The sequence below is a fragment of the Methanosalsum natronophilum genome (assembly GCF_024808815.1).
Classification (GTDB): Archaea; Halobacteriota; Methanosarcinia; order Methanosarcinales; family Methanosarcinaceae; genus Methanosalsum; species Methanosalsum natronophilum.
Window position 1 is genome coordinate 96,564 of record NZ_JANUCS010000001.1, and the last position, 17,933, is coordinate 114,496.

Sequence of the window (17,933 nt, forward strand, 5' to 3'; positions counted from 1 at the left end):
TTCTTAAATGTGTAACAAAGAAAAGAATGTCGTCGTGTTAGATCTCACACATGGCGGCATTATTATCACCAAAAAACTGGCCTCTATCGGATATAATGTAATTGCTATTGATGTTTACAAAACGGTTAAGCAAGATATATTAGATGAACTTAATTGTAATGATAAAATATACGCTACAAAAAAAGCACCTATATTAAAAGATATTGATTTCATTGCTGCCCCTGTACATCTTGACCCCTTTAATGAAATACTAAAATTTGCAGAAAAAGAGTCCCTTAGAATATTATCACATCATCAAGTGGTTGCCAAAATCTTGGAAAGTTATCCATGGTTAGATAGATCCAAGATAATAGAGGTCACAGGTACAAAAGCTAAAACTAGCACAGTTTCACTACTTGCAGAAATGGTTTCTGCAAATAAAGGTATACTTCTTTTATCTTCACGTGGATTAGAATATTGGTATCAAGGAGTTCCTGAGCTCCTAAAAAAAGGACTTAGTATAACTCCAGGAAGTATATTGGAATCTTTAGATAAATGTCAAGAAAAAAATTTAAAACCTGACCTATACATTTTCGAGTGTTCAATCGGAGTAACAGGATATAATTATCTAAGTATATTGACTACATTGGATGCCGATTATTCGATAGCTAATGGGTTTAAAAAAGCCAGTGATGCTAAGTTACAGATTATTGAAAATGCTTCCAGAAAAGATAAATCTATTTTATTGCTTAACAGTTCAGATAGAAAAGCAATCCAGCACTCAAAATATACAAACAATAAAAACCAAGAATTAGTTATATTTAGTAGTAAGCAATATTGTGATGCTGATTATAATATATATAATTCGAATATGACTCTATTCGTTAAATATAATGATCACAAAATATCTTTTCCCTTAAAAAATAATACTTATTTGTCATCATATCAAATTGCAATATCTAGTTCAATTACAGCTTCTTTGATTCTTGGAGTTCCAAATAATAGCATAGCTAATGTAATCTATAAGTTCTCAGGAATTGAGGGAAGAATGAAAATACATAAAATAAATAATAGAATCATTATAGACAACTCTAATTCAGGACTTACTTTTAATTTGATACAAAAAGCTTTAGATACGACATTAAAAACGTATCATAATAAAAACATATATATGTTGCTCGGTGAAGAGAAAAAACAAGTGTGTGAAGGCCTTAACCCAAATGAGGTTGATAGATTCATAAATAAAAATATTAATAAGATAACTAAAATGATTTTGGTTGGTACTCGAATGGAACATATAGAACATGAAAATATTTTTTATGCTCCTTGTCGTGAAGAAGGATTAGTTAAAGCTTATGATGCATCAAACCCAGGAGATGTTGTTCTTTCTTGTGTAAAATGTTTTAGATGATTATTATAACATAATGGATAAAATTACTAGGTGATACTGTGGAAAAAGATAAAACAGCTATTATTCATCCCCGTCCAAGTTCTATTGTTGCATCTCTATACACTTTAAGAGATTTGGATATTGATGTAGCTATATTACACGGGCCTGCAGGATGTTCTTTTAAACATGCTAGGTTATTAGAAGAGGATGGTATGCATGTCCTTACAACAGCTCTTGATGAAAATGGATTTGTATTCGGTGGTCATGATGAGCTTGTTGATTTAATCAAGAAAGCAGCTGATCAATTTAATCCTAAAAAGATGGCCATTGTTGGTACATGTGTAAGCATGATCATAGGCGAAGAACTACATGATGCGGTGATTGAAGCTGATATTGATATTCCTGTAGTAGAGGTAGAAGTACATGCAGGATATAGAGATAATACAAAAGGTGTACTATTAGCACTTAAGTCCGCGCTAAATGTGGGAATTATAACCGAAGCTGAGTTGAAAAGACAAACGCACCTACTAAATAGTGCAACTGAGATTGAGAAAAAACATGGTGCTGCAAGTAAAGCATACCTGGCTCCCTCCAGAGGAGATTTAAAGTACAAAGTTGCAAAGCGTATTTATGAGCTTTTGTCAAATAATAAAAAAGGCTTGATTATCATGAACGTTAAAAAAGAAACTGGATATATGTTCGCAGATATACTTCTAGCAATTAATCAAGCCGCAGAACAGCTATCAGTTCTTGAAAACATCATCAATTTCGCAAATATTGATGACAGTGTTGGATTACCACGTGTTCGTCAACATGCTAAGAATATTCAAAAAGGCTTTTTTGAACACAATATAAAACTAAATGAAAATATAGGTGGTCTTGATGAATACGCTATAAATGGTGACAAGGTCAAAAAATTAATAGAAAATAAATATTCTGATTTTGATTTTGCAATAATTGTTGGTGTACCTCATGCAATTCCAAATGATATTACTTCAAGTATGGAGATATTTTCAGTAACAAATGGACCACGACAAGTTCTACCACTAAAAGAAATGGGCCATGAACACGTAATTGTTGAAATTGATTTACATCCAAAAACATTAGGAGTTAGTTCAATCGTTGAATCCGAATTTGGAGCAACTTTAAGAGAAGTAACAAAAGATCATAAAATGGAGAAGTGTTTGGAGCTGAATTAAATGCAGGATAAAAAAATAATCGCAATTTATGGCAAAGGTGGTATTGGGAAATCCAGTACAGCTTCAAACATTGCCGCAGCATGTGCAGATGAAGGTTACAAAGTTATGATTATAGGTTGTGACCCTAAAAGTGATTCTTCAATAAATCTTTTAGGTGGAAAACGTATACCTACAATTTTGGGACTTTTGAAAGAAGAAAAGGATATCGAAGAAAAAGATATCGTTTTTAATGGATATAATGGTGTTAAATGTGTTGAGGTCGGTGGACCTGAACCTGGCATTGGTTGTGCTGGAAGAGGTATTATTGTAGCTATACAAAAGCTTAAAGAAGTCTCTAAAGTTCACAAAGATATGGATTTGATCATATATGATGTACCTGGTGACATTGTATGTGGAGGCTTTGTTGCACCAATAAAAAAAGGATTTGTTAATGAAGCATACGTTTTAACTTCTGGTGAATATATGCCACTCTATGCCGCAAATAATATTTGTAGGGGTCTAAGTAAAATTAATACTGAGCTAAGTGGAGTTATATGCAACTCAAGATCTGTAACAAGAGAAAAAGAGATTGTTAATAAGTTTGCAACACAGTTAAAAAGTGAAATGTTAGCGTTTATACCAAAAGAACAGCTCGTTCAAGATTGTGAACGTGATGGTTTCTCTGTAATAGAAAAGGAACCAAGATCTCAAATAGCTGCTATTTATCGTGAACTTGGTAATAAAATAATGTCTACAAAGAAATCCTCTATTCCAGTTGCTCTTGAAGACGAAGAATTACGTGAATTGATCCGATGAGTTGAAAATAGTGAATAGAGAATCTGAAAACTTCTTTGAAGGTCGTCAAAATAACAATGATATAAACGTTCCTCGTATTTTAGTTTCTGCTGATAGATCCTCATCTGGAAAAACAACTATTATGATGGGGTTGCTTTCAGCTCTTGTTTCAAGAGGTTATACAGTTCAGCCATACAAAGTTGGATTGGATTATATTGATCCAAGCTACCATTCTGAAATTACGGGAAGAAAAGCTCGAAACCTTGACGGGTATTTAATGCAAAATGAAGATGTAGTTGACTGTTTTGTCCATGGATATGAAACTAATGAGACTGCAGATATTGCATTAATAGAGGGTGTAAGAGGATTATATGAAGGGCTTGAAAGCTTAACTGATACTGGAAGTACAGCCCAAATAGCTAAAATACTTGATTGTCCAGTTATCTTAATAATCAATGCAAGGAGCATTACTCGATCTGCAGCTGCTCTTGTTAAAGGATTCGATTCTTTTGATAATCAAGTTAACATTGCAGGAATTATTCTGAATAATGTTGGTAGTGAAAAGCATGCAAAAAAAGCAAAAGATGCAATTGAATATTACACTAAGTTACCAGTTATAGGAATTGTTCCAAGAAAAAGTGATATGCAAATATCAATGAGGCATCTAGGTCTAATACCTGCTCTAGAAAGTAGAGTGAAAGTTGCTGAATATGAATCTAAAATTAGTGATATTGAAAATATAATTTCTACAAGTATCGATATAGATAGAATTATTGAAATAGCCTCTAATACAAAATCTCTTAGTAGACCAAATAATACTAATTTTCAAATAAGTGATGATAATAATAATGAAAAAGTAGTAATCGGGATTGCACTTGATGAAGCCTTCAACTTTTATTACCATGACAACATTGAACTTTTAAGGCTTGCAGGCGCAGAAATAAAGTATTTTAGCCCACTACATGATAAAAAGATACCAAAGTTGGATGGTATATACATAGGTGGAGGATATCCTGAACTTTTTGGAGAAAAGCTTGAACAAAACGAATCACTTAAGAACAAAATATATGACTTATCTCTAAATGGTACTCCAATATACGCAGAATGTGGAGGATTGATGTACTTGACAGAGCAAATTACAACTGCTTCAATGAATCCTCAAAATAACTCACATGGCATCTCATATATGGAAAATGGTTCATATGAAATGATTGGAGCATTACCAGGACAAACAATAATGAATGATAAAAGAGTAGTAAGTTACAATACTGGAATTATAGATATAGACAATGTTATAGGTACAGTAGGTAATGTATTCAAAGGACATGAATTTCATCATTCTGAGATTGTAGGACTTCCACAAAATGTAGAGTTTACTATTAAACTTACAAGAGGAGAAGGAATAATGGATGGAAAAGATGGATTGATAGTAAATAATACAGTCGGTTCTTACGCCCATCTCCATGCAGTTTCATATAAAGAGTTTGCGTCCTCTTTTGTAAGTTTTGTCACTAAAAATACCATTAAATGATTTTGGAGAATATATTTTGATTGGACAATTAGTTGATACTAAAATAAAACTAGCCTCAGAAGCAATAACCTCTATTTATAAAACAAATTATTTTGGACGTCCAAAAGGAGATTTTTTAGAATTAAGTCTTGTTGAAGCAGCTTATTTAGTGTATAAAAACAAAATCTGCATCAAAGATGAAACAAGGCAACTTGACTTCAATGAGTTTTTTACAATTGCTTCTAAACTACAGCGTTATTTTGAACTGAAATATATTGTATATAAAGATTTAAAAGAAAGAGGATATCATTTACAACCAAGTTTAGCTGACTTTAGATTATATCCAAGGGGAGGATACCCTGGAAAATCTCAGGCTAAAAGCTACATTTTTGTAAGTTCAGAAAGAGAGCTTATGAGTCTAAAACAGTTAATGAACAATCTAGAAATGTCAAGTAATGCTAGAAAACAAATGATATTAGCAATTGTTGATGAAGAAAGTGATATCACTTATTATGAAGTGAAAAAAACACATCTTCATGGAGAAGAAAAGCTGAAAAAACATTTTACTTCTTCAAATATAATTTCAACTTTTCTAGAAGATAGAGTGATTGTTTGGGGCCAAGAGAATGCTCAATATTTGTATAATCATGGATTTTATGGTAATCCTTTAGATGAAATAAGAATTCAATTATCACTTATAGAAGCTGCCTATCTTCTTGAAAACGATCTGATTCAAGTAAAAGATCGAAACACTAATGAATATATGGATTATGTTTCATTTAAATCGAATGCAGAATCTATTGAGCCTGAGTTTAATATTAAATACAGAGTATATCGTGATTTAAGAGAAAAACATATGGTACCAAAAACTGGATTTAAGTTTGGTACACATTTCAGGCTATATCGTAACACTTGTTCACTTGAAAATAAATTGCATTCTGAATACTTAGTACATGCTATATCATTAGATCATATATTCAAACTACCCATTCTTTCAAGGGCTGTTAGGCTTGCAAATAGTGTAAGAAAAAAAATGTTGTTTGCAGTTGAATATAATGACTCTCATGAATACATAGAAGTTAGTAGAATTAAGATGTAATATATGATGGAAATTAACATGAGAAAAATAATTGCAGTTGATATTTCTGGAAGACATAAAACATCAGACGGTAAATATCATCTTGTATGTGCTGCAGTAGCGGTATCGATCTCTCCAAATCATATTGAAAGGGTGCATCACGTTAATACTAAATATTTTGTTAGAGAAAAATCTTTAGAAATAATGGATGTTGTTCATCTAATGGAAGAAACTGTTAATAATATAGATACGTGGGGTACTATAGTAGCTGAAATGGGTGATTTGTACAATAAACCGGTTGACATGGTATCAAAAATGTTCAATCGAAATTTCAAATATCAAGAATCTATTAGTGAAAGATTAGCTATACAGTTTGCACATCATATATCACATAGTTCAAGAAAACTATTACTAAACAAAGAGATTTAATTAAATATTTCAGTAACCAAATCTCACTATATTTATAATTAGATTTTACTTCACGGATATTAATATGAAAAAAGTTGTTCTTGTTCAAAGAAATGAGCTAGAGAGTAATGAACACCATAACTCTAGAAAATTAAAAGAGTTAGAAGAACTTGCTTATTCTGCAGGGTATTCCGTTATAGGAAAATTAACTCAAACTAGAAACCCTAACCGCAATTATAATATAGGCCCTGGAAAAGTTGAAGAACTTGCTAATCTAGTCTCTGAAAGCAACCCTGATAAAATTATATTTTATAATCAGCTAAGTGTGATGCAAATATACAATATTTCTGAAAAATGTAAATGTGAGACCATTGATAAATTTAACTTAATTTTAGAAATTTTTGCATTAAAGGCACGTACTAAAAGGGCGCAATACCAGGTAGAACTTGCAAAACTTCAATATGAACTTCCAAAAGCAAAAACTATAGTTTCTCTTCTTAAAAAATCTGAGAAACCGGGTTTTATGGGTTTAGGAGGTTATGAGGACTCATATGAAACTGATCTTAAAAACAGAATCTCAAGAATAAAAAAAGAGTTGAAACAAGTTCAAAAAGATTATGAAAATCTAAGACAACACAGACATGAAAAGGGTTTTTCGTTAATTGCATTAGCAGGATACACTAATGCTGGAAAGAGCACTTTGTTCAACAATATTGTTAATGAAGATGTTGAAGCAGAGCATAAGCTGTTCACAACACTTTCACCAACTACACGTTCACTTGATGTCAATGGAAGAAAAGTTCTTGTAACTGATACCGTGGGATTTATTGAAAATCTTCCTCATTGGCTGGTTGATTCATTCAAGTCAACTCTAGATGAAATATTCTTAGCTGATATGATTCTTTTAGTTGTAGATATCAGTGAAGATATCGAAGATGTAAAGAGTAAATTAATTACTTGCCATAATACTTTGTGGGAAGAAATTGAAGCTGTCCCTATCATTACAGTTATAAACAAAATAGACAAAGTCTCAACGAATTGTTTAAATCACAAAATCTCTGAGATAAGTTATCTAACCCCTAATCCTATCATGCTTTCAGCTAAAAATCCTGGTTCTATCAAGCCCTTAATCGAAAAGATATCATCATTATTGCCAGAATGGAAACGAAGGTCCTTAAAATTGCCAATATCTAGCTATGGTATGTCTATTTTATCTTGGCTCTTTGATGAGGGAATTGTACATGAGATTAAATATACTGATAAGATTATAGTTGATGTTGAAGCAAGAGACGAAATCATTAAAAAAGCTGAAAAAATTAATGATAACTATAGGACTTAAAATTTATAAACAAGTTCTCAAAATAACTATATAACTTAAAAATGAATATGAATACAATGAAATTTGATTTACATGTCCATTCGTGCTATTCATCTGATTGTGACTCCAAAATTGACGATATATTAAAACATTCTGAAATGAATGGACTCGACGGTGTTGCAATATGTGACCATAACACTATAGATGGAAGCATAAAAGCGATTGAAAGAGCAGAGGAATTGGGCTCAGAAGTAATAGTAATTCCTTCAATAGAAGTATCTTCTTTAGGTGGGCACATATTAATCTTAGGAATATACGAGAATATTAAGCCTAAACTCACCGTAGATGAAACTATTTCTAAAGCAAGGGAACTTGGAGGCACTATAATAATACCTCATCCTTTTAAGCGATCCTCCCATGGATTGGGCTATATTCATGGCATCGATATAGACGCGATTGAGGTAATAAATTCGCGATGCCTAAATAATTTTGCAAACAAGAAAGCTCAGACCGAGAGTGGCAAATTAAATATTCCAGGTGTTGGTGGTAGTGACGCACATATCCCTGAGATGATTGGAAGGGCTTATACTGAAATAAACACAAAAGATAAGGATGTAGATTCTATACTTAACTCTATTAAAGATGGAAAAGTTCAAGCTGGCGGCTCTCTAACCCCAAGTTCTTATGTGCTCAGACAAATATATGCTAACATGAAAAAAGCAATTGTTAATGAAAAATAAAAAAATAGATGACATCTCTATGATGCATCTAATTTAAAATATATTATGGGAATAGAGCTTTGAGTTTGTTTACTGCATCACCTGAATTTTCAGCGTAGATGTCAGCACCAATCTTGTTTGCCCAATCTTGTGTTACTGGTGCACCACCAACCATAGTCTTAATATTATCTCTAAGTCCAGCTTCTTTTAGCTGTTCCTCGATTTGTGTTTGTGTAATCATGGTTGTTGTCATTAATGCAGAAGAAGCTACAACATCAGCGTTTTTCTCTTTTGCTTTATCTACATAATCTTTCACTGGTACATCTCTACCTAAATCAATTATATCAAAGCCTGCAATTTTAAGCATTGTAGCCACAATATCTTTACCTATTGAATGAATATCTCCTTCAATAGTTCCAATAACTACAGTTCCTCTAGCTTTTGACTCTGCGGATAATTTTTCAAGTTCTGGAGTTAAAACTTCTACACCTGCACTCATTGCCTCAGAAGCTGCAATTACATGTGGAAGGAATAATGTACCTGATTCAAATTGATCCCCTATTTCATTCATTGCAGCTGTGAAACCATCTTCAATAAGCTCAGCTGGGTTAACTCCCGCATCTATTGCTTCTTTTGCTACTTCTTTTACTGCATCTTCATCAAAATCAAGGACTGCAGCTTTTCCTTTTTGGATAATTTCTTCTTTTGTTGCCATTAATTATATCTCCTTAAAAATTAGTTACCTGCCACTTTCTTATCAGCTTTATCTACAATAGCTTTCATATCTTTAAGTAAATCTGCATCAATTGGTGTAACTACATGGTTTTTCATTACATCTTGAACCTTTTCATTGGCTACAGTTGCAATGTCTTTTGAACCTGCATTTCTCCAATCTCCAAGCATCAATCTGTTAATCAGTTGTGGATTTGAAGGTAGGTCAATATATTTCCTAGTTTGTTTGTGAGCTAAGAAGTTCTTTCCAATACCTACTTCTTGAATAGCTTTTACACCAAGTGATTCTTCATTTACTGGAATTCCTTCCATAACTTTCTTTGTCATTCCAATCATATCATTGTCAATGACCAGCTGTTCCATAGAAAATGTCATACCAAGCTCAAGCATACCTGCACCATATAAGGTGTTTGCACCGGACAATGCTGGAAGTAATGTTGTAATTGTCTTTTCATGACCTGCTTGTCCGTCAGGTATCTTGGCGTCTGCCTATGAACCAGCAACAAATGTTGGTAAACCATAATATTGTCCTAGTTTCGCAACAGCTGCACTTATCATACCAAGTTCTGGAGAACCTACTGGAGCTGTACCTCTTTTCAAATCGAATGTAGTAGTAGAACTTCCATACATTACAGGAGCACCAGGAGATGTAAGTTGTGCTAACACAATACCTGATAATACTTCTGCATTGTGTGTTACAAGAGTTCCAGCTAGATGTACAGGTGAAGAACCTCCTGCCATAGCCATACTTAATACATTAACAGGAATTGAATGCCTTGCACCTTTCATGATAACTTGACATGCGTTATCACCAAGCTCAAGAGGACTTGTTGGGCACAATAACATTGAGAAAATTGGTTTTTTTCTTGCCTCTTCTTCATCTCCACCATAATATGCTTTAGCAAGATCAAAATAAAACTCTACATTTTCTCCTACCGGGTCAATGTGGTGGAAGTGTTTAGAAGTATTTACTAGTGGAGTATATGTTTCATGCACATCCTGTGCTCCCTTGCCTGCCCAGTCACGTGCAGATACGGATAAGGAGAAATAATCGATGTTTTCTGCCCAGTCACAGAGTTTTGCAGTATTTGCAATGTCTTGTTCTGTTGAATCGACTGTTTCATATTTACCAGGGCCAAGATAATTACACATCTGGACACCTGTTCCAAAACAGGTCCAATGAACTTTACCCTTATGCTCTTTGACTACATTATTTTTCTTTTCACGGCCCCACAATGTGAATTTTGATGGAGCTAGTTGTAGTGCCCTATTGACTAGATATTCTGGAATCTTTACAACATGGGTATCATCATTAACATCACACCCATTTTCCTTGAATATCTGCCTAGCTTCAGCACTTTCAACTTCAATACCTGGGTTTTGGAGAACCTCCATACTTGCATAGTGAAGTGTTCGAAGTTCATCTTGCGTAAAGAATTCTAAGCGAACTCCCTCTAAAATATCTCTACCGGGGTAGAAATTTTCTGCCATAATTTTTTACCTCCTTACTAAAATCCTTGCTCTAATCAGGAAATAAGAACTCATAGTTTCTCAACTTTATTCCTAATATCCTGAATGCCACTTAAATACAGTAGCAGTTTTGGAATTACTTGCACTCAACTGCTTATAGATTAAGCTAACAAGTATTATCCAATTAGAATTAGTTCAAGTATGTTTATATATATAGATTTCGATAAACTTCTTCACTTTATTTACATCTTTGAGCTATATCTTTCATTAACAGTAAAGGTATATTATCCCATTAGTTTACAAAGAGATATATAATTAAAAATATATCTTATACCGGAAACTATAAATACTGAACTATTCACCAATGGTGAACTATTTTAATTTCACCTAAAAGCTAAATTGTAATCCATATGTGTTCTACTAAAAATATTAACTTTATTTCCTTATTAATTATCTATATATAAGAAAAGAATTGACTTTATTTTGTAAAAAGTCAAAGCAAGTTTACATATATTTACCTAAATTGAAAAATAAAAAACTAAATTTTTAGTCATTTACATAAAGAGATCTAATCGATTGTCAAAGGAGAAAACGATAATATGCAATATAGTTTAGGAATTGATGCTGGGGGAACATATACAGATACTGTAATCATGGATGATTCAAATGGAAAGGTACTGGCTTCAAACAAAGCCTTAACAACCTATCCAGATCTAATCGATGGAATTAAAAGCGCTGTTGATGGACTCGATTCGGATTTATTAAAATCAGTAAAATTAGTATCAGTCTCTACAACACTTGCAACTAATACTATTCTTGAAAGAACAGGCTATCCCGTAGCTCTAATTCTAATAGGAGACTATGAAGCAAAGAATTCAGCTGCTTTCCAATATTATACAAAAGTCCAAGGTGGACACACCACTACAGGTGCTGAAATGGAGAAGTTGGATATAGAAGCAATAAAAGAGTTTGTAGATGAAACTAAAGAAAAAGTTTCTGCTTTTGCAGTTTCTTCCTACTTCAGCGTTAGAAACCCTTCGCATGAATTAGAGGCAAAAGAAGCTATTGAGAAATTATGTAACTTGCCAGTAGTTTGTGGGCATGAACTTTCCCAAGGATTAGGAGCATTAGAAAGAGGAAATACTGCATATTTAAATGCACAACTCCTCCCAATAGCTCAGCAATTTATCAATACAGTTATTAGTGTTATTAAAGAAAAAAGTATTGATGCTCGATTAATGATGTTGAGATGTGATGGTTCTGTAGTTAGTATTGAAGAAGCACTAAAAAAACCAATTGAATCAATTTTTTCAGGTCCCGCTGCAAGCCTCATAGGCGCGTCTTATCTAGCTAATCAAAGCAATTGTGCAGTTATTGACGTTGGAGGAACTAGTACAGATGTATCATTAATGAAAGATGGATTAGCTGAACTCACAGATGAGGGGGCAAAAGTTGGTGGATGGAAAACAAAAGTCAGAGCAATAAAAATGGAAACCTCTGCAATGGGTGGTGATACACATGTATGGGTCAAAAATAGAAACGTATACATTGGACCACGTAGAGTGATTCCCCTCTGCGTTGCAGCAGATAAATATCCTGGTTTTATAGAACAAGTTAAAAAAGGTAGAACACCCGCCCGCCTAGAACTTGGTGAAAATATTCAGCCCACCAAGTTCTTTGTTAAAAATTCAAGTGAATCTATTGAAATATCAGAAAACGAGTCAGAAATATTAAAACTCATGGGTGATGAACCAGTCTCTATTAATGATCTTTTTTGGGGGTTGAATAAGTTTCCATCTAGTGCTATAATAGATTCTTTAATACAAAAAAGACTGATACAATGTATTGGTTTCACACCTACTGATGCATTGCATGTTTTGAACGAATACAATGAATGGAATACTGAAGCTTCAGAAATAGGTGCTACTTTACTTGGTAGATTATGTGAAAAAAATATGTCAGAGTTTTGTAGGCACGTGAAGGAGCTTGTATGTTATAATATGGGGTTAAACTTGATGTCTTATCTTCTAGAAGGTATTGATAAAAATGAAATTAAAAAAATAATTGAAGGTGACTTTTTTACAGAATTCAAAGTTAATGTTCCCGTTGTACTTTTAGGTGGTCCTGTGAGATCATATGTCAATGAATTAAATAAAATATTTGACGCTGAGATTATTTTACCAAAGCATGCTGAAGTTGGTAATGCTGTAGGTGCACTAGCTGGAAAAGGAATAAAAAGAATAGAGATCATGATTAGGGCTGGTGGCTATTTCAAGTCTGATAAAGTTTTCCTTATATTCTCACCAAAAGGAAGACATAAAATAAAAAATCATAAAGAAGCTCTTGATTATGCATACAACCTTGGTAAAGAAATAATACTTGAGTATATGAAAGATTCAGGGTTTGATACGCAAGATGTTGATATTAAGATAACTAGAAATGATATCAATGTCAGTGGAGTTGGTGTCCCTATTGAAACGACATTAACTTTTGTAGGTATAGGTAAACCAATAGTTAATTAAAGTCAATAGATTAATCTGAATTAGTACATTAAATTGGAGATTAAAAATGCCAACTATTAGCCTTATAGGGTGCAAGGTTTTTGAAGATGAAATAATACACCTTCTTGAAAATGATTCGAACATTGATCATGTGCTGATTGCAAATAATAAAGATTCAGATAGTTTTATGCAAAAATTAAATGATATCAATTATGGATATATGGCTGAAAATTCTGATGGAATTAAAAAAATAGTATCTAAAATGGACCCTAACAAACTTACTATTGTAATTAGTATCATGGAATTTGCTTATGACGCAAAGCCAGATGTTCTCAAAGAAGAAGTCTACCGTCAAATTGAAGTATTAAGTGATTTTTCAAATGGAATACTTATTTTCTATGGACTTTGTGGAAATGTTCTAGGGAGTGTTGAAAATGATTTCGCAGACATCTCATGCAAAGTGCACATACTAAAAGATGATCAGGGTGATGTAGTGGATGATTGCATATGTGCCTCTTTGGGTGGAAGAAATAAATACCTAAATGTTTTGAATGATTTCAAAGGAAAAGGTATCTACTTTTTAACACCAGTTCAGGCTACCCATTGGAGAGAAATGTTAAAGATAGCAAAAGTAACACCTGATCCCAATGACATAGAAATGACTAAGTTTGTTTTTGACTATTCTGGTTACGAGAGTGTCGGTAAAATTTGCACAGGTTTATCTTACGAAAAAGATTATGATGAAAAGGTACAAGAATTTGCTGAGTTGTTTGACTTCCAAATTGTAGAACTTGATGGTGACTTAAACCTCATAGAAAAATGTTATTCCAGAATAAAAGAAGATGTTTTAAATAATTTCTTAACTTGATTTCTACATAAACTTAAATATTTTATCCTCTTCTTAAAAGTGGTTTGAGAGGATATAAAACATTTACTTTTGATTCTATCTATTGCTTTTTAATTAAACAGAATTAAGTCAAAAATTACAAATATTATTTTTTTAATTCGATAGATATATTGATGGAGATTTTACATTAAATGGAATATAAATTAGGAATTGATGCCGGTGGTACTTATACAGATGCTGTAATTATAGATAGTTATGGGGAAATTGTGCAAAAAAATAAAACTAAAACAACCTATCCTAAACTAATTGATGGAATAAAACATACTTTTGACTGTTTGAATAATGAATTCATTTCCCAATTAAACAATATAACAGTTTCTACAACTTTATCAACAAATACAGTTCTTGAAAAAAATGGATACCCAGTAGCAGTCATACTAATAGGAGATTATAATATATCTGATAAGTCAGAATTTGACTTTTACACTGTAATCAATGGTGGCCATGATAGCCTAGGAAGAGAAATAAATTCCCTTGATGTTCAATCAGCTGATGAATTCATATTGAAGACTAAAAATAAAGTTGCTGCATTTGCAATCTCATCTTATTTTAGCGTTCGTAACCCATCTCATGAACTTGAAATAAAAAAGCGAATATTAAAACTAGCCACAAATGTGCCTGTTGTATGTGGTTACGAACTTTCAGAAGCGTTAGGTGCTAGTGACAGAGCAAATACTGCATATTTGAATGCTCAATTGCTACCAATTTCATTTCATTTTATTAAAACACTTGTTAATGAAATAAGACGCAGAAATATTAAAGCTACTATTTCAATCCTAAAGTGTGATGGATCTATAACTAATATTGATAATGCGTACAAAAAACCAGCTGAGTTGATTTTTTCAGGCCCTGCTGCAAGCCTTATTGGTGCAGCATATTTAGCAAATAAGGAAACTTGTGCTGTGATTGATGTGGGTGGAACTAGCACTGATGTTTCAATTATTAAAGATAAGATCCCATTTATTGCATCAAATGGTGCAAAAGTCGGTAATTGGTCAACAAAAATTGAATCTATCGAGGTAGAAACATCTGCAATGGGAGGAGATAGTCATATATGGATAAAAAATGGTGAAATTAACATCGGCCCAAAAAAAGTAATCCCACTTTGCCAAGCTGCCTACGAATATCCTCAATTAGTTAATGAACTTAAAAGAAAAAAAACAATATTAAAATCTCAGCTAGGTGAAAATATCCAGCCAACAAAGTTCTTTCTCAGAACAGAAGTTGATAGTTCACAAATGTCAATCTCAAAACATGAAGAAGAGATTTTAAATAAAATTCCCTATAATCCTATATCGATACATGAAATATATTGGAATAAAGACTTCTTTCCTTCTCCAATTATTTTAGATAAATTGATAAATAAGAGACTTATTAAAGCAATTGGACTAACACCAACTGATATCCTCCATGTATTAAATGAATTTAGCGAATGGAGCTATGATGCTGCTTTTTTAGGAACTGAAACACTTGCCACATATAAAGGTAAAGAGGTTATTACTTTTTGTCTAGATCTCAAAAAAAGATTTGCACAAAATATGGTAACCAATATTGCAGAATTTGTTTTTAAAGATGTAAACAAAAGTGAACTTGAAAAGGTGCTCTACGGTGGATTTTATGGAAATCTTTTTTTTGAGTTGCCTATTGTATTTATAGGTGGATCTGTGAAAGCTTATGAAAAAGAAGTTTCTAATTTATTAAATGCTAGTATTATAATACCTAATAATGCAGAAGTAGGAAATGCTGTAGGTGCCGCTGTTGCAAAAGGTCGGAAGATGGTGAATATTTTGATTAAGTCAATTCAAGCAGATTCGAGATACTCAGTTAGACCCACAAAGTGGGTCGTCTTCAGCAAGGGTGAGAGAAAAGAATTTGATACTTATCAAAAAGCCTTGGAATATGGAGAAATACTTGGAAAGACCATCATATATGAATACATGTCCTCTATAAATGTAGATAATTCCAATATATTTATCAAAACCAGAAATAATGAGATATTTCTTCCAAATGAAGACGTGCCCATTGAGAGCACTTTATCTTTATTGGGTTCAGAAGATAACTGAAAATAAAATAACAATAATATCGAATAGATATCTATGCCTTTTTTATTTCAATATTTAATTTTAATATCTTTCAACTGGATAGCATTCTCAGGACAGATACTTACACATCTTTTACAGCTAGTACCTAAACATTTTTCAGTTGAATACTCTGCAATGAAATCGTCACCTTTTTCCACTATAATAATAGCATCTTCTGGACATTCTTTTTCACATTTGTGACAAAATATACAGCCATCTGTAAGCTCAGTAATAGTAGTTCCTATTTCTTTAACAATATCAAGTCCTTCAATACCAACATCTGCTATATCTTTAACAGTCCTCTTTTCAAGAACAGCATTTTCAAATATTTCTGGTGGTTTTGGTATATTATACATCTCAAGCATTTCTTTATATGTCTCAATAGGCATTCCATGTGTCCAGTATGAAAGTTCAGATAAGTAAATGTCAGTAAAAACCTTGCTAGATGCCATCATTAGGTGATCTGCAGTAATCTTACGAGCAATTTCACTAACTTCATCTAACTTTGATTCATCCATAACTAAATCCCTTGCAAGTGATATGGATGTGTTACCAAATTGAACAATGTTTTTTGCAAAGTTTGGCACTAATCCAAGCTTTCTAGCTTTATCCGAGTCGACATAAGTTCCAGAAGCACCTGACATATACATATAGCTCAAATCCTCGTAATTAACTCCTGACTCGACTAAAAGTGCCATTTGTGCAGCCCTTATAGCCCCAATGGCTTTTCCTGCCTCTTCAATGTCCTTGTTAGTTATGTATATTTCTTCACCTAAAATTAATTTACCATTAGGTAGTTCAGGTAGTTTTTTTATCAAGCCAGTACTCAAAGCCAATGAGATTGAAGCAATTACACCTGTACCAGTAATTCCTTTTGGTTTAATTTCACCTTCTTCTTTGATCTCACCAGTTACAGGATCTATAAGATAGCCATCTCTTTCATCCATATTTTCATCTAATACCACAAGTCTCCAGTATTCATCTTCTATATTGACATTGGATATAGCACCAGGACTTGCTAGCATCCCACAATCTATACCTTGACCCTCTATTGCGGGACCAGCTGCTGCACTGCCTGTAATTATTCGTGATCCTATTTTTAAAGCCATTTCTGCGTTAGTCCCATAATCAGTAACTAAAGATATCTCTGTCTGTTCCATGAAATCTGTTTTCAGCATCATTGCAAGAGCATCTGCACCTATTTCATGTTTAATCGCAGGTGGAATTAAAATCTTAGCATTTTCTAACTTAACATTTTTCGTGAATAAACTATTTGCAGATAATATTCTAGCATCACGTTTGACATTATCTACCCCAAGTTTTTTTTGTTTACTTTTACCAGCATACGCTAAATCCCTAATCTCCATATTTTGAAACAAAGAAAGTTGTATTGGATTCCCACAAACAGCTATTTTTTCAACCTTAGAAAAGTTAACATTAAGTTTTAGTAGCAGGCGTTCAATGGTTTCAATTATAATTCCATGTGCCAAGTCGGGACCCGCTTGAATAGCAAAGTCTAAGTGATCCATCACATTGCCACCTGGTAATGGATGATTCATTGTAATAACCGTTTTAATGATATCGTTATTTTCTAAATCAATCAATTGGGCTCTAAACCCACTTGTACCCAGATCCATTGCAATCCCATACATTTTGTGTTCTCCTATTTAGATAATCAAATGTGTTAAATGTACATTGTGAAAAATTCAAGTTTAGCTATATATATGATTTATTTGACCCTAGCAGTTATGCTTTCCAGAATTACATTAGTTTGTCATTATATAACCATTTTGAAGTATATGCATTAAATTAAAATTATTCTGTAGATTGACTATTTATTAAAACTAAAAATGAAAAAATGGATTAA

Annotated in this window: 13 protein-coding genes and 1 pseudogene; 11 read left to right on the forward strand and 3 right to left on the reverse strand. The window is 32.8% G+C overall.

Going from position 1 to position 17,933, the window contains the following annotated elements; translation table 11 throughout:
• The first annotated feature begins 7 nt into the window (after positions 1-7).
• From cfbE to J2T59_RS00560, 8 genes are all read left to right on the forward strand, one after another.
• Positions 8-1,390: a coenzyme F430 synthase gene (gene cfbE, locus J2T59_RS00525; RefSeq protein WP_259133049.1), complete on the forward strand. Its 1,383-nt coding sequence runs from the start codon at positions 8-10 to the stop codon at positions 1,388-1,390.
• A 38-nt stretch (positions 1,391-1,428) separates the two neighbouring features.
• A complete protein-coding gene (cfbD, locus tag J2T59_RS00530) occupies positions 1,429-2,568 on the forward strand; it encodes a Ni-sirohydrochlorin a,c-diamide reductive cyclase catalytic subunit (RefSeq protein ID WP_259133050.1) in 1,140 nt (379 codons plus the stop codon).
• The gene (cfbC, locus tag J2T59_RS00535) at positions 2,569-3,363 is read left to right on the forward strand and encodes a Ni-sirohydrochlorin a,c-diamide reductive cyclase ATP-dependent reductase subunit (RefSeq protein ID WP_259133051.1); all 795 of its coding nucleotides are present in this window, start codon (positions 2,569-2,571) and stop codon (positions 3,361-3,363) included.
• 10 nt (positions 3,364-3,373) lie between these two features.
• Positions 3,374-4,873: a Ni-sirohydrochlorin a,c-diamide synthase gene (cfbB, locus tag J2T59_RS00540; RefSeq protein WP_259133052.1), complete on the forward strand. Its 1,500-nt coding sequence runs from the start codon at positions 3,374-3,376 to the stop codon at positions 4,871-4,873.
• A 16-nt stretch (positions 4,874-4,889) separates the two neighbouring features.
• On the forward strand, positions 4,890-5,951 hold the full coding sequence (gene endA / locus J2T59_RS00545) for a tRNA-intron lyase (protein WP_259133053.1): 1,062 nt from the start codon (positions 4,890-4,892) through the stop codon (positions 5,949-5,951).
• A gap of 3 nt (positions 5,952-5,954) precedes the next feature.
• Positions 5,955-6,359 carry a DUF2209 domain-containing protein gene (locus J2T59_RS00550; protein WP_259133054.1) on the forward strand — a complete coding sequence of 135 codons (405 nt, stop codon included), beginning with the start codon at positions 5,955-5,957 and terminating at the stop codon, positions 6,357-6,359.
• A 64-nt stretch (positions 6,360-6,423) separates the two neighbouring features.
• On the forward strand, positions 6,424-7,677 hold the full coding sequence (gene hflX / locus J2T59_RS00555) for a GTPase HflX (protein ID WP_259133055.1): 1,254 nt from the start codon (positions 6,424-6,426) through the stop codon (positions 7,675-7,677).
• Between the two features lie 47 nt (positions 7,678-7,724).
• Positions 7,725-8,396, forward strand: coding sequence for a PHP domain-containing protein (locus J2T59_RS00560; protein WP_310572643.1), 672 nt, complete (start codon positions 7,725-7,727; stop codon positions 8,394-8,396).
• 43 nt (positions 8,397-8,439) lie between these two features.
• On the opposite strand, the gene J2T59_RS00565 is transcribed toward J2T59_RS00560, so the two are convergent.
• Positions 8,440-9,090, reverse strand: coding sequence for a cobalamin B12-binding domain-containing protein (locus J2T59_RS00565; protein ID WP_259133056.1), 651 nt, complete (start codon positions 9,088-9,090; stop codon positions 8,440-8,442).
• 20 nt (positions 9,091-9,110) lie between these two features.
• Positions 9,111-10,598 (reverse strand): annotated as a pseudogene (gene mttB / locus J2T59_RS00570) ([trimethylamine--corrinoid protein] Co-methyltransferase).
• A 578-nt stretch (positions 10,599-11,176) separates the two neighbouring features.
• Between mttB and J2T59_RS00575 the strand changes: the two are divergent.
• The 3 genes from J2T59_RS00575 (at position 11,177) to J2T59_RS00585 (ending at position 16,048) form a co-directional block, all read left to right on the forward strand.
• The gene (locus J2T59_RS00575) at positions 11,177-13,099 is read left to right on the forward strand and encodes a hydantoinase/oxoprolinase N-terminal domain-containing protein (RefSeq protein ID WP_259133057.1); all 1,923 of its coding nucleotides are present in this window, start codon (positions 11,177-11,179) and stop codon (positions 13,097-13,099) included.
• Between the two features lie 46 nt (positions 13,100-13,145).
• Complete coding sequence (locus J2T59_RS00580) at positions 13,146-13,946, forward strand: DUF1638 domain-containing protein (RefSeq protein WP_259133058.1); 801 nt, start codon at positions 13,146-13,148, stop codon at positions 13,944-13,946.
• Between the two features lie 170 nt (positions 13,947-14,116).
• The gene (locus tag J2T59_RS00585; RefSeq protein ID WP_259133060.1) at positions 14,117-16,048 is read left to right on the forward strand and encodes a hydantoinase/oxoprolinase family protein; all 1,932 of its coding nucleotides are present in this window, start codon (positions 14,117-14,119) and stop codon (positions 16,046-16,048) included.
• 47 nt (positions 16,049-16,095) lie between these two features.
• Here J2T59_RS00585 and J2T59_RS00590 read toward each other — a convergent pair whose 3' ends face one another.
• A complete protein-coding gene (locus J2T59_RS00590) occupies positions 16,096-17,718 on the reverse strand; it encodes a methylamine methyltransferase corrinoid protein reductive activase (RefSeq protein WP_259133062.1) in 1,623 nt (540 codons plus the stop codon).
• Between the last annotated feature and the right edge of the window lie 215 nt (positions 17,719-17,933).

Coding starts and splice junctions, on each gene's coding strand:
- J2T59_RS00575 (WP_259133057.1), top strand. CDS start 11,177: ATGCAATATAGTTTAGGAATTGATGCTGGGGGAACATATACAGATACT.
- J2T59_RS00585 (WP_259133060.1), top strand. CDS start 14,117: ATGGAATATAAATTAGGAATTGATGCCGGTGGTACTTATACAGATGCT.
- J2T59_RS00565 (WP_259133056.1), bottom strand. CDS start 9,090: ATGGCAACAAAAGAAGAAATTATCCAAAAAGGAAAAGCTGCAGTCCTT.
- J2T59_RS00560 (WP_310572643.1), top strand. CDS start 7,725: ATGAATACAATGAAATTTGATTTACATGTCCATTCGTGCTATTCATCT.
- cfbE (WP_259133049.1), top strand. CDS start 8: ATGTGTAACAAAGAAAAGAATGTCGTCGTGTTAGATCTCACACATGGC.
- cfbC (WP_259133051.1), top strand. CDS start 2,569: ATGCAGGATAAAAAAATAATCGCAATTTATGGCAAAGGTGGTATTGGG.
- J2T59_RS00550 (WP_259133054.1), top strand. CDS start 5,955: ATGATGGAAATTAACATGAGAAAAATAATTGCAGTTGATATTTCTGGA.
- J2T59_RS00580 (WP_259133058.1), top strand. CDS start 13,146: ATGCCAACTATTAGCCTTATAGGGTGCAAGGTTTTTGAAGATGAAATA.
- J2T59_RS00590 (WP_259133062.1), bottom strand. CDS start 17,718: ATGTATGGGATTGCAATGGATCTGGGTACAAGTGGGTTTAGAGCCCAA.
- hflX (WP_259133055.1), top strand. CDS start 6,424: ATGAAAAAAGTTGTTCTTGTTCAAAGAAATGAGCTAGAGAGTAATGAA.